This is a genomic window from Cypionkella sp. (assembly GCF_034376685.1).
In the GTDB taxonomy this organism is placed as follows: Bacteria; Pseudomonadota; Alphaproteobacteria; order Rhodobacterales; family Rhodobacteraceae; genus Cypionkella.
In genome coordinates, this window is sequence record NZ_JAXMJJ010000016.1 from 14,024 (window position 1) to 26,754 (window position 12,731).

At 60.4% G+C, this 12,731-nt stretch carries 13 protein-coding genes; 9 read left to right on the plus strand and 4 right to left on the minus strand.

Going from position 1 to position 12,731, the window contains the following annotated elements; all coding sequences use genetic code 11:
* Positions 1 to 194: 194 nt before the first annotated feature.
* Complete coding sequence (locus U1A24_RS03825) at positions 195 to 965, plus strand: class I SAM-dependent methyltransferase (RefSeq protein WP_322320662.1); 771 nt, start codon at positions 195 to 197, stop codon at positions 963 to 965.
* Here U1A24_RS03825 and U1A24_RS03830 read toward each other — a convergent pair.
* Positions 948 to 2,633 (minus strand): hypothetical protein, encoded by a 1,686-nt coding sequence (locus U1A24_RS03830; RefSeq protein WP_322320663.1) that lies wholly within the window; start codon positions 2,631 to 2,633, stop codon positions 948 to 950. The genes U1A24_RS03825 and U1A24_RS03830 overlap by 18 nt on opposite strands.
* 392 nt (positions 2,634 to 3,025) lie before the next feature.
* On the opposite strand from U1A24_RS03830, the gene U1A24_RS03835 reads away from it, so the two are divergent.
* The 6 genes from U1A24_RS03835 to U1A24_RS03860 all read left to right on the plus strand — a co-directional run bounded on the left by U1A24_RS03835 (position 3,026) and on the right by U1A24_RS03860 (position 8,408).
* Positions 3,026 to 3,586, plus strand: coding sequence for a F0F1 ATP synthase subunit delta (locus U1A24_RS03835; RefSeq protein WP_322320664.1), 561 nt, complete (start codon positions 3,026 to 3,028; stop codon positions 3,584 to 3,586).
* Positions 3,586 to 5,124: a F0F1 ATP synthase subunit alpha gene (gene atpA, locus U1A24_RS03840; protein WP_322320665.1), complete on the plus strand. Its 1,539-nt coding sequence runs from the start codon at positions 3,586 to 3,588 to the stop codon at positions 5,122 to 5,124. The genes U1A24_RS03835 and atpA overlap by 1 nt, the downstream gene beginning before the upstream one ends.
* 23 nt (positions 5,125 to 5,147) lie before the next feature.
* Positions 5,148 to 6,014 (plus strand): F0F1 ATP synthase subunit gamma, encoded by an 867-nt coding sequence (locus U1A24_RS03845; RefSeq protein WP_322320666.1) that lies wholly within the window; start codon positions 5,148 to 5,150, stop codon positions 6,012 to 6,014.
* Positions 6,015 to 6,031: 17 nt separating this feature from the next.
* A complete protein-coding gene (atpD, locus tag U1A24_RS03850) occupies positions 6,032 to 7,474 on the plus strand; it encodes a F0F1 ATP synthase subunit beta (RefSeq protein ID WP_322320667.1) in 1,443 nt (480 codons plus the stop codon).
* Between the two features lie 9 nt (positions 7,475 to 7,483).
* Positions 7,484 to 7,876 (plus strand): F0F1 ATP synthase subunit epsilon, encoded by a 393-nt coding sequence (locus U1A24_RS03855; RefSeq protein ID WP_322320668.1) that lies wholly within the window; start codon positions 7,484 to 7,486, stop codon positions 7,874 to 7,876.
* Between the two features lie 181 nt (positions 7,877 to 8,057).
* On the plus strand, positions 8,058 to 8,408 hold the full coding sequence (locus tag U1A24_RS03860) for an H-type lectin domain-containing protein (protein ID WP_322320669.1): 351 nt from the start codon (positions 8,058 to 8,060) through the stop codon (positions 8,406 to 8,408).
* A 316-nt stretch (positions 8,409 to 8,724) separates the two neighbouring features.
* Here the strand turns inward: U1A24_RS03860 and U1A24_RS03865 are convergent, their stop codons facing one another.
* Positions 8,725 to 9,744, minus strand: a complete 1,020-nt coding sequence (locus tag U1A24_RS03865) for a ribose-phosphate pyrophosphokinase (protein ID WP_322320670.1) — start codon at positions 9,742 to 9,744, stop codon at positions 8,725 to 8,727.
* Between the two features lie 90 nt (positions 9,745 to 9,834).
* Between U1A24_RS03865 and U1A24_RS03870 the strand changes: the two genes are divergently transcribed.
* Both U1A24_RS03870 and U1A24_RS03875 read left to right on the plus strand, forming a co-directional pair.
* On the plus strand, positions 9,835 to 10,431 hold the full coding sequence (locus U1A24_RS03870) for a 2-hydroxychromene-2-carboxylate isomerase (protein WP_322320671.1): 597 nt from the start codon (positions 9,835 to 9,837) through the stop codon (positions 10,429 to 10,431).
* Positions 10,432 to 11,253, plus strand: coding sequence for an alpha/beta fold hydrolase (locus U1A24_RS03875; RefSeq protein ID WP_322320672.1), 822 nt, complete (start codon positions 10,432 to 10,434; stop codon positions 11,251 to 11,253).
* Here U1A24_RS03875 and U1A24_RS03880 read toward each other — a convergent pair.
* Both U1A24_RS03880 and U1A24_RS03885 read right to left on the minus strand, forming a co-directional pair.
* Positions 11,250 to 12,278, minus strand: a complete 1,029-nt coding sequence (locus tag U1A24_RS03880) for a low specificity L-threonine aldolase (RefSeq protein WP_322320673.1) — start codon at positions 12,276 to 12,278, stop codon at positions 11,250 to 11,252. The genes U1A24_RS03875 and U1A24_RS03880 overlap by 4 nt on opposite strands.
* Positions 12,278 to 12,730, minus strand: a complete 453-nt coding sequence (locus tag U1A24_RS03885) for a YcgN family cysteine cluster protein (protein ID WP_322320674.1) — start codon at positions 12,728 to 12,730, stop codon at positions 12,278 to 12,280. The genes U1A24_RS03880 and U1A24_RS03885 overlap by 1 nt, the downstream gene beginning before the upstream one ends.
* Position 12,731: the final 1 nt, after the last annotated feature.

The window sequence follows — 12,731 nt, forward strand, 5'->3', positions numbered from 1 at the left end:
CGCGGGCCTTCCAAGGTTTGGCCCAGAGTGCTGCATTCCAGCAGCGGGCTGCAATTTCTTTTGCCATAAGTGGTGGCATTTTTCCGCAACCGCAAGGGTGGGCGCGCGAAAGCATCAGCGGTGCGATCCGTCATGGCGTTGCGGCGCTATCTGGGTATGATCACCGCAGTTTTGTTTTGGGAACCGCTGGCCTTATGCATCTGGATGTCCTTGATCTGCGCAATTTCTACTACCGCACCCAGTTGGGCCGGGTGGCGCAACGGGCAATCCGCGATCAGGTGGTCAGCCTGTGGCCGCCGCTTGCCGGGCAGACCGTGGCGGGTTTTGGCTTTGCGGTGCCCTTGCTGCGGCCCTATCTGGCCGACGCGCGCCGGGTGATCGGGCTGATGCCCGGCCCGCAAGGGGTGATGCCTTGGCCTGCGGGAATGGAGAATGTCTCGGTTCTGTGTGAGGAAACCTTGTGGCCGCTGCCCACGGGGCATGTCGATCGGCTGGTGCTGATGCACGGGCTGGAAACCTCGGACAACCCGACAGCGGTGCTGGAGGAGGCCCACCGCGTGCTCGGCCCCGGTGGCCGCGCCTTGTTCGTGGTGCCAAATCGCGCGGGCCTGTGGGCGCGCCGCGATGGCACGCCGTTCGGCTTTGGCCGCCCCTATTCCGGCGGCCAGCTTGAGGCGCAACTGAAAGCCCACGGCTTCACGCCGGAACGCAGCATGACCTCGCTGTTCGCCCCGCCGTCCGAAAGCCGGTTCTGGCTTGGCACCTCGAACTTCTGGGAAGGTTTTGGCCGCCGCCTGCCGTGGCTGGCGGGCGGCGTGCTGATGGTGGAAGCCTCAAAGCAAGTCTACGCCCCGACCCGCGGCGGGCTTGGCGCTGCGGTGCGCAAACCGCTCAGGGTGCTGGAAGGCGTGGGGGCGGCGGTGCCGACCCTTAGGCAGCCCGACAACTCAAAGATGGCCGTATGAGGTTCCCGCCGCAACCGCAGCTTCATTTTCGAAAAGCTGAATTTGTGACAAATCAACATCCGTAACGCCCTGAAAGCGTAGGGTTTGCGTCACAAGGCTGCCGACATGGTTGATCGTCAGATCTGTGTAGGCTCCGCCCGGATCTTGCGTGACCGTGACCGCAATGCTGGACTGATCTGCGGCGGCAACCACGATGCCCAACGCATCGCCTTCCGCCGCGTTGAAATCGACAACCTGCGCAGTATCGGTGAAATCCTCAGACACTGGTCCATCGACATTTACTGTCATCAGATCTGCGCCAGCACCCAGCGTGATCATCGCCGCACTTGCGTATTCAGCAATCGCTATGCTGGTCAAATCGAGTATGACCGTATCGTCGCCGCTGCCTGCGTCCAGAGTGTTGCCGTTGGCCATCGACATAAAGTCATCCCCTGCGCCGCCGAAGATTTCGCCGCCGCCGTCACTCGCGTGCTGTGCTATAATGGTGTCGTTGCCATCACCGCCGTAGGCCCCGGTCAGATCGTCGCGCTCACCGCCGAAACGCTCCAAATGCAGCACATCATCACCTGTACCGCCATAAAGCGGGTTGTAGCCTGTCAGCGTGTCATTGCCCGCGTCGCCATGAAGTTCAGTAAAGCTACCGATCATCACATCATCACCATTGCCGCCATACGCGCCAACAACGTCGGTTCCGGTGGTAATGGTGTCGTTGCCATCAAGGCCGTGAATCTCGCCAAATTTCCAAGAGTCACGGCCAGATTCGTCTATGACATCAGCCCCGTTTGTGCCGACGACGTCGATCGGGAAGTAATAGCTGTCCGGCACGGCAAAGTCGCGCAGATCATCAAGTGGCACCGTCGCCCACTCGGCGCTGCCCAAAGTCTGCCGGTCGAATTCGGGATATTGCCCCGGTTCAAGCCCATTGGTGGTAAAAACCGTCAGATTCGTGGCAAGATTACTGTCGTCGCTGAACTTGTGCAGCGTGAAAGACCCGTCTTCGCCCTGCACCCAATTCAGGCCATCCAGATCAGCCGCCGTGTTTTCGCCAAACACCAGCCTGTCGTCCGGGCCAAAACCATGCACGACCACCGGGTTGTTGGCGCCGGCATCGCCGCCGCTGAATACCGCAAGCGGGTCGAGCAGAAGGGTGTCGTTGCCGGCCCCGGTATCAACCGTGATGCCATCGGGGTTGGCATCAATGCCGTGGGTGATCACGAGCAGATCATTGCCGGAGCCGCCGTTCAGCAGGTCACCTGCTGTGCTGCCCAAAAGCGTATCGTCGCCGCCATCGCCGTGCAGGGCAGGGCTGCCGTCTGCTGTGTGCGACACCAGCACATCATCGCCCCCGCCGCCATACAGCGTGCTGAAACCGTCGGCTGTCAGCTCATCCTCGCCCGCACCGCCATAGGCCGTGCTGGTGTCTTCGGCGGTCAGCGTGTCATTGCCCTGATTGCCGTGACCCTCTGCGGTGCCGCTCAGGTGCAGCGTATCATCACCGCCCAAGCCGTAGAGGATACCGTCATCGCCGCTGAGCATGTCATCGCCAGCGGTGCCCTGCTGCGGGTCTGGCGGTGTGTCGTCATCCTTGTCATCATCGCCATCAAACACCCCAGCCAAGGACAGCAAGCCGCCCGTCAGCAATACCGAGCCGAGAATCAACAGTTCCATTGGTTACCCCTCACCACTACCCGATGCAGCCTAGGTGCGGTGTGATTGCACGGTCAACGCCTGCCGCGAAAATACGGCGAAATTGCAGGCGGTTGCACGACAGTCGGGGTCTGTGCCGCCTGTTGTATCGCCTTGATCAACAAGGCAATGCCGCAAAGGTGAATGTTTTGTGAACTCCGCCATCTTGACGGCCTGACCTGCGGCAAAAAATCCTCTGCCATTATGCCGCACGCGCGCACGCGTATATTGAGTGTCCTTCCCCGTTGCGGGGTGGCCAATCGTCTGCTAGAGACGCGCCAAATCGAAGAGACGCATGCCCCAAGTATGCGCCGCAAATGGGTTGTAACCCGGATGCGGTCAACGGGAGGGGCCTATACAGCGGAAGGGTTGACGTGTCCGAACCAGCTTCAATCTCCTTGAGCATCGCCTCGCGCTACGCGCAGGCCCTGTTCGAGATTGCGAAAGAAGAAAACGGTCTCAAAGCGCTTGAGGCTGATACCGATGCGCTGGGGGCCGCCTTGGCTGCCAGCCCAGAGCTTGCCAGCATGATCGCCTCGCCGGTTGTGGCGCGCGAAGATCAAGCCAGCGCGATGGCGGCGATTGCTGCCAAGATGGGGCTTTCGACCATGATGTCGAACACCATCGCCCTGATGGCGTCCAACCGTCGCTTGTTCGTGCTGCCGCAGCTGGTCTCTGACCTGACCGCGCGCATCGCCGCCGAAAAAGGCGAAGTCACCGCAGAAGTCACGTCGGCTTCGGCACTGTCGGCGGCTCAGGCATCGGCGCTTGCCGCCAGCCTGAAAGCCAAGACCGGCAAAGATGTCAAACTGCAAACCACCGTTGATGAAAGCCTCATCGGCGGACTTATCGTCAAGCTCGGCTCGTCCATGATCGACACCTCGGTCAAGGCGAAGCTCGCGGCTCTTCAGAATGCAATGAAAGAGGTTGGGTGATGGGAATTCAGGCTGCTGAGATTTCTGCGATCCTTAAGGATCAGATCAAGAACTTTGGCAAAGACGCTGAAGTGGCCGAAGTGGGCCGCGTTCTGAGCGTTGGTGACGGCATTGCCCGTGTGCATGGGCTGGACAATGTCCAAGCCGGTGAGATGGTGGAATTCCCCGGCGGCATCCGCGGCATGGCGTTGAACCTTGAAGTCGACAACGTCGGTATCGTTATCTTCGGGTCCGACCAGGACATCAAAGAAGGCGACACGGTCAAGCGCACCAAATCCATCGTGGACGTGCCGGTTGGCAATGGCCTGCTCGGCCGCGTTGTGGATGGCCTTGGCAACCCGATCGACGGCAAAGGCCCGATCGAGTCGTCCGAGCGTCGCATCGCTGACCAAAAAGCTCCTGGCATTATCCCGCGCAAATCGGTGCATGAGCCGATGGCAACCGGCCTGAAAGCTGTGGACGCAATGATCCCGGTTGGCCGTGGCCAGCGCGAACTGATCATCGGTGACCGTCAGACCGGCAAAACTGCCGTGGCTTTGGACACCATTCTGAACCAGAAGTCCTATAACGAGGCTGCTGGCGACGACGAATACAAAAAACTGTACTGCATCTACGTGGCTATCGGTCAAAAGCGTTCGACCGTGGCACAGTTGGTGAAGAAACTGGAAGAAACCGGCGCGATCAAATACACCATCGTGGTGGCTGCGACCGCATCCGACCCGGCTCCGCTGCAGTTCCTGGCGCCCTATGCCGCGACCGCAATGGCAGAATTCTTCCGCGACAACGGCCGTCACGCTTTGATCATCTATGATGACTTGTCCAAGCAGGCCGTGGCGTATCGTCAGATGTCGCTCTTGCTGCGCCGTCCGCCGGGCCGTGAAGCCTATCCGGGCGACGTGTTCTACCTGCACAGCCGTTTGCTGGAACGCTCCTCGAAGCTGAACGAAGATTTCGGTTCGGGCTCGCTCACCGCGCTGCCGATCATTGAAACCCAAGGCGGCGACGTTTCGGCGTTCATTCCGACCAACGTGATCTCGATCACCGATGGCCAGATCTTCCTTGAGACCGAATTGTTTTATCAGGGCATCCGCCCTGCTGTGAACACCGGTCTGTCGGTTTCGCGCGTGGGCTCGTCTGCCCAAACCAACGCGATGAAATCGGTGGCTGGCAAGGTCAAACTGGAACTGGCGCAGTATCGTGAGATGGCTGCTTTCGCGCAGTTCGGTTCCGACCTTGACGCCTCGACCCAAGCCCTGCTGAACCGGGGCGCGCGTCTGACCGAGCTGATGAAACAGCCGCAATACGCTCCGCTGACCAACGCTGAGATCGTCTGCATCATCTACGCGGGCACCTCGGGCGCTTTGGACAAAGTGGCAGTCAAGGATGTGGGCCGTTTCGAAGCTGGTCTGCTGAAGCATCTGCGCACCACCGGCAAAGCCTTGTTGGCCGATATCACCACGAACGACCGCAAAGTGGCGGGCGATCTGGAGAAAGCCATCAAAGCCGAGATCGCAGCTTTCTCGAAAGACTTCGCCTGAGGGCGGGGCAGGGGAGATAACGCATGCCCAGCCTTAAGACGCTAAAAAACAAGATCGCGAGTATCAAGAATACCCGCAAGATCACCAAGGCGATGCAGATGGTTTCTGCGGCAAAACTGCGCCGCGCCCAAGAAGCCGCTGAAGCTGCCCGGCCCTATGCCGAGCGGATGAATGCGGTGATGGGCGGGCTTGCAGCCTCGGTCGGTCAATCCTCCAGCGCGCCCCGGCTGCTTGCCGGGACGGGCAGCGATCAGGTGCATCTGTTGGTCGTGATGACCTCAGAGCGCGGGCTTTGCGGCGGCTTTAACTCGACCATCGTGCGGCTTGCCCGCGCGAAGGCCAACGCGTTGCTGGCAGCTGGCAAAACCGTGCAAATCCTGACCGTTGGCAAAAAAGGCCGCGAACAGCTGCGGCGCGACTTTGCCGCCAATATGGTTGGCCATGTTGATCTGTCGGATGTGAAACGCATTGGCTATGCCAACGCGCAAAACATCGCGCGCGACGTGTTGGCACGCTTTGCAGCGGGCGAATGCGATGTAGTGACGCTGTTCTACAACCGCTTCCAGTCGGTGATCAGCCAGATCCCGACCGCACAGCAGGTCATCCCTGCGCAGTATGAAGCGGGTGCAGTGTCTGCCTTGTACGACTACGAGCCCAGCGAAGAAGCCATTCTGGCTGACCTGCTGCCGCGCGGCGTCGCCACGCAGATCTTCACGGCATTGCTGGAAAATGGCGCGTCTGAACAAGGTGCGCGTATGAGTGCGATGGACAACGCGACCCGCAACGCAGGCGAGATGATCACCAAGTACACCACGATCTACAACCGCTCGCGTCAGGCTGCGATCACCAAAGAGCTTATCGAAATCATTTCGGGCGCGGAAGCGCTGTAAGGAACCGGAGAAACAACATGGCAAAAGCACCGAAAGCAGCTGCCACGGCAGGCAAGGTCACTCAGGTGATCGGCGCCGTGGTTGACGTGCAGTTCACGGGCGAACTTCCCGCAATTCTGAACGCACTGATCACTGACAACAACGGCAAGAAACTGGTTCTCGAAGTGGCCCAGCATCTTGGCGAAAACACCGTCCGCGCCGTGGCGATGGATGCAACCGAAGGTCTGGTGCGCGGCGCTCCGGTGTCTGACACCGGCGCTCCGATTCAGGTTCCGGTTGGCAAGGCCACGCTGGGCCGCATCATGAACGTGATCGGCGAGCCGGTGGACGAACGTGGTCCGGTCAACGCGACCGAAACCCGCTCTATCCACCAGAAAGCTCCGGGCTTTGCAGAACAAGCCACCGAAAGCCAGATCCTTGTGACCGGCATCAAGGTGATCGACCTGCTGGCCCCCTACACCAAGGGCGGCAAGATCGGCCTGTTCGGCGGCGCTGGCGTGGGCAAGACCGTTTTGATCATGGAATTGATCAACAACATCGCAAAAGTGCACTCGGGCGTGTCGGTGTTTGCTGGCGTGGGCGAGCGGACGCGTGAAGGCAACGACCTTTACCACGAGATGATCGAATCCGGCGTTATCGACCTCGAAGACCTGTCGAAGTCGAAAATCGCGCTGGTGTACGGCCAGATGAACGAACCGCCGGGCGCGCGGATGCGGATCGCTCTGTCGGGTCTGACCATGGCAGAACAGTTCCGCGATGAGACCGGCACCGACGTGTTGTTCTTCGTCGACAACATCTTCCGCTTTACCCAAGCTGGTTCGGAAGTGTCGGCTCTGCTGGGTCGTATCCCGTCCGCAGTGGGCTATCAGCCGACGCTGGCGACCGACATGGGCATGATGCAGGAACGCATCACCTCGACCAAGAACGGCTCGATCACTTCGGTGCAAGCCGTCTACGTTCCTGCCGATGACTTGACCGACCCTGCACCGGCAACCTCGTTTGCGCACTTGGACGCAACCACGGTTCTGGATCGCTCGATCTCGGAAAAAGGCATCTATCCGGCTGTGGACCCGCTCGGTTCGACCTCGCGCCTGCTCGACCCGCTGATCATCGGCGAAGACCACTACAAGGTTGCAACTGACGTGCAGAAGGTGCTGCAGCGCTACAAGTCGCTGCAAGACATCATCGCGATCTTGGGCATGGACGAATTGTCGGAAGAAGACAAAACCGCCGTTGCCCGTGCGCGTAAGCTGGAGCGTTTCCTGTCGCAGCCGTTCGACGTGGCAAAAGTCTTCACCGGCTCGGATGGCGTGCAGGTTCCGCTGGATGTCACCATTGCGTCGTTCAAAGCCGTTGTGGCGGGCGAGTACGACCATTTGCCGGAAGCAGCCTTCTACATGGTTGGCGGCATCGAGGACGTGAAAGCCAAAGCACAGCGTCTTGCCGCTGCTGCGGCCTAAGGGGGCATCATGGCTGAAACGCTGCAATTTGACCTCGTCTCGCCCGAACGCCGTCTGGCGTCCGTGGCCGCGACCGAGGTGCAAATCCCCGGCGCTGAGGGCGATCTGACGGCGATGGCGGGGCATGCCCCCACCATCACCACCCTGCGCCCCGGCGTGCTGAAAGTCGTGGGACCCGAGGGTGCCAAATCCTTCGTCGTCACCGGTGGTTTTGCTGACATCAGCGCGACCCATGTTTCGGTTTTGGCCGAGCGTGCGGTTCCGGTGGAAGAGCTGACACCCGCGCTGATGGATCAACTGATCGCTGACGCATCCGAGGCCACCGCGGTTGCGGTTGACAAGGACGCTGCCGACAAGGCGATGGCCGATCTGATCGCGATGCGCACCGCCGCTGGCTTCTAGGCTGGCTGCGACAGAATGGATCAGGCCCCGCTTTGTCGGGGCCTTTTCATTTGGGCGGGTTTGCGGTTTAACTGTTGGAAGTTTCAACAAAAATCTGGCAATGGCGCTGGCCTTAACCCGGAATTAACCTAGTTTCGCCGAAATTCATTGCTACGTTGCAGTCATTGAACCCCGAGTCCGCATGAAACGCATCACCTCCAATACCATCGGCATTCAACAGGGCAGCCGCGTCCTGTTCTCAGACTTTGCCGATGGCGGGGTGATGTGGACAGGGCAGGGCGCGCGCGAAAGCCGCCATGTGGTGACGTTCAAAGAAGCCTTTACCGAGGCCCCCAGCGTGATGGCCTCGATCTCGATGTGGGACATCGACCACAAACACACCTCGCGCGCCGATATTACGGCGGAGAACATCACCGAGACCGGCTTCCATCTGGTGTTCCGCACTTGGGGCGATACGCGGGTGGCTAGGGTGCGGGCGGATTGGATCGCGATGGGCTCAGCGGCAAGCGAGGATGACTGGCAGTTGTATTGAGGGTGCCTTGCAGGATTTGTTCGAAAACAAATCGGGCCGCGCCTGCCTGCCCTCGGCAGGCGCGTTTCCGCACCAGCCCAGTCAGGCGCGCCCCGATTTCTCCTATCTCGGCTTGCTGCCCAACGCCCCTTGCTCAACGGCTTGCAGCCTTTTGAGCAACGAACCGAAAAACTCTGCCCCGCAGAGTTTTCTCTCGGTTCGGGGTCTCAGAGACAAACGTTAACAATCCCTTAATTCCATTACCCCAACCCATTGATCCAAAACAAATAAAAAAGGTCCCGAGTTGGGACCTTTCCTTTATCCGCTTTGGCTGAGATCAGCCCCGCTGATACATGCCTTCATAAATCGGCACCAAAGTATCGGTCTCAAACAGCGACGAAACGCTCGTCCCGTTCCAGATATTCAAGATCGCCTGCGCAAAAATCGGCGCGGTCGGCACGATCCGAATGTTAGGGCAGTTCTTCACCGCCTCGGTCGGTTCAATCGAATCCGTGATCACCAAGGATTTCATCACCGAATTCGTCACTCGCTCCACCGCAGGCCCCGACAGAACCCCGTGGGTGATATAGGAGTGCACCTCGGTCGCGCCATTCTCCATCAACACCTCAGCCGCCTTGCACAGCGTTCCAGCGGTGTCGCAGATATCGTCCACAATGATGCACTTCTTGCCCTCGACATTCCCGATCACGATCATCTCGGCAATCTCACCGGCTTTCTCACGCCGCTTGTCCACGATGGCCAGCGGCGCATTGATCCGCTTCGCCAATTCCCGCGCCCGCGCCACACCGCCGACGTCGGGCGAGACCACCATCAGATCCTGCATCTGATCCTTGAAGTGATGCTCGATATCCAAAGCGAACACCGGCGAGGCATAAAGGTTGTCCACCGGAATATCGAAAAACCCCTGAATCTGCGCCGCATGCAGATCCAGCGTCAACACCCGGTCCACCCCGGCCTCGGCGATCATATTGGCCACCAGCTTGGCAGTGATCGGCGTGCGGGCCTTGGCACGGCGATCTTGCCGGGCATAGCCGAAATACGGGATCACGGCGGTGATCCGATCTGCCGAAGACCGCCGCAGCGCGTCGGTCATGATCAACAGTTCCATCAGATTGTCGTTGGCCGGGTTCGAGGTCGGCTGGATGATGTACATATCCTCGCCGCGCACATTCTCGAACACCTCAACGAAAATCTCGGCATCGTTGAAACGTTCAATCCTTGCATCGACCAGATTGACCGACATGCCGCGATGCATCGACATACGGCGGGCGATGGATTTCGCGAGGGATAGATTTGCGTTGCCGGAAATCAGTTTCGGCTCAGTCATAGCGGGCATGGGGATCTCCGGGGGCCAGATTCGGATTGTTGACACCGCTTATCACCCGGCTAGGGTCTTGCAAACCTTGAAGCCTTGGGGGCGGATGAAATGCCACAGATCGACTACTACTTAGCGCCAATCTCGCCCTATTGTTACCTGGCGGGCAACAGGCTGGAGCAAATCGCAGCGCGGCACGGCGCCAGCATCCGCTATGTTCCGCTGAACGCCCCCGCGCTGTTCCCACGCATGGGCGGCCAAGTGCTGGCGGACCGCCACGACTCCCGCAAAACCTACCGCCTGCAAGAGCTGCGGCGCTGGTCGGCGCGGCTGGGGTTGAAGCTGGATTTGCAACCCGTCCATTTCCCGGTCAACCCCGCGCCTGCGTCCTATGCGATCATCGCTGCGGCCAAAGCGGGCGGCGGCGATCTTGGCGGTCTGGTGCAGGCCTTCCCCCGTGCCGTTTGGGCCGAGGGGCGCAATATTGCCGAGGATGAGGTGGTGCAAGACATCCTTGCCACCTACGGCTTTGATCCGAAAATCGCCGACAAATACATGCTGATGGCGGCGGAAACCTATACGGATAACCTTGAGGAAGCCGTCGCGCGCGGTGTATTCGGCGTGCCGTTCTATATCGTCGGCGATCAGCGGTTCTGGGGGCAGGACCGCCTTGAAGACCTTGATCTGCACCTGTCTGGAAAGCTCTGAATGCCCGAAGATCTGCACCATATCGCCCTGCCACCGCATCGCACATGGCATCGTGGCGGCGACCGCCCGGTTCTGGCGCTGCATTGCTCTCTGGCCCATGCCGGGGCGTGGTCGGGGCTGGCCGCAGGGCTTGAGGGTGTCAGCATCACTGCCACCGACGCGCCGGGGCATGGTCGGGCAGAGGATTGGCAACCCGGCACCGACATGCACAGCCTTGCCACCGCGCAGTCGATTGCGATGGCAGAAAATCTGGGGCAGGGGGCCGCGATTGACCTGATGGGCCACAGCTTTGGCGGCACAGTTGCGCTGCGCATCGCGGTGGAGCGCCCCGATCTGGTGCGCAGCCTGACGCTGGTGGAGCCGGTAATTTTCGCCGCTGGCCGTGCCGTCGATGCTGCCGCGTATGAGCGTTTCCGCACTGATCACCTTGGCTTTGCCGAACTGGTTGCGGTCGGGGATCGCGAAGCCGCAGCCGCCTTGTTCCACAGCCATTGGGGTTCGGGCGAGCGTTTGTCCGATCTGCCAGAGCGCACCCGCGCCTATATGGTGGATCGTATCCATCTGATCGTGGCGCAGAATCCGGCATTGCTTGACGATGCTGCGGGCATCTTACGCCCCGGTGGGCTGGAAGCGGTCGATGTGCCCGTTCTGCTGATCGAGGGCGCTGACAGCCCCGAGATCATGGACGCGGTACATCGCGCCCTGGCGCTACGCCTGCCGCAAGCCTCGCGGTTGGTGGTGCCAAAGGCGGGGCATATGGTGGCGATCACCCATGCCGCCAGCATTGCTGCAAGCGTTCAGGCGCATCTGGACGCCGCTTAGCCCCGCAGAACGGCCAGAAACTGATCGACTTCCGCCTCGGTGGTGTTCCATGAGGTGACCAGCCGCGCGGCCTCCATCCCCGGCTGCGCGGGCATCTGGTAATAGGCAGCACCCGCAGCCTCCAACCGCTGATGCGTGCCGATCGCCCATTCCGGGAACATCATATTGGCCTGCGCCGGGTGCTGATGCCGCGCGCCAGCCCCGGCCACGCCCTGCGCCAACCGTGCCCCCATCGCATTGGCATGGGTGGCCAGCCGCAGCCACAGATCATCCGTCAAATAGGCCTCCATCTGCGCCGAGAGGTATCGGTGCTTTGAGACCAGATGTCCCGCCCGCTTGCGGCGCAACTCAAACTCCCATGCCTTTTCGGGATCGAACATCACCACGGCTTCCACCCCGAGACAGCCGTTTTTGGTGCCGCCGAAGGAGACCACATCAATGCCCGCCTGCCATGTCATCTCTGCCGCACTCGCCCCGGTGGCGACCAGAGAATTGGCAAAGCGCGCGCCGTCAAGATGGCAGGGCAGGCCCCATTGCTTGGCCACAGCCGTCAAGGCGGCGACCTCGGAGGGGGTGTAAACCGTGCCTGCCTCGGTGACATTGGTGATCGAGACCATGCCGCGCTGCACGCCGTGCACGCCGACTTCACCAATCCGGCCAATGGTTTGCGCAAGGCTATCCGGCGTCATCTTGCCATGATCACCGGGCACGCCGATCAGCTTGGCGCCATCGGTGTAGAATTCGGGCGCACCGCATTCGTCGGTGGCGATATGGGCGTCTGAATGAGCAAACACCGCCGACCAAGGCTTGCTATAGATCGCCAAAGACAACGCATTGGCGACGGTTCCGGTGGCCACAAGGTAGACCGCAGCCTCGGGATGCTGGAACACTTCACGTACCTGCGCCGTCACCCGATCCATGATCGCATCGGCACCATAGCTGCGGGCAAAGCCGTCATTGGCGCGGGCGAGGGCGGCCAAAATCTCGGGATGCGCGCCCGAGGCGTTGTCAGAAGTGAAATACATCAGAGATCTTCCTGAATGATATAATCGTCCCAATCATCTTCCGACACCGCGGCTTCGGAAACGGTCTGGCCGCGCATCGACTGGCCGGAGGTGTGGGTCGAATCCGGGTCGCCGGTGCGCAAAGGATGCCAGTCGGGCAAAGGTTTGCCTTGCTGCAACAGCTTGTAGGCGCAGGTGGCGGGCAGCCAATAGCTGATCTTTTTCAACGTCTTGGGATTGAGGCGAATACATTCTGGCACAAACTCAAACCTGCGGGCATAGTTGCTGCAACGGCAGGTTTCATTGTCCAGCAAGCGACAGGCGACGCGGGTGTATTCGACCTCACCGGTGTCTTCATACTCGATCTTGTTCAGGCAGCATTTGCCGCAGCCATCGCAAAGCGCCTCCCATTCCGGGGTGGTCATTTTCGACAGGGGAACGGTTTCCCAGAATTTCGGGCGCAGGTTTGTCATG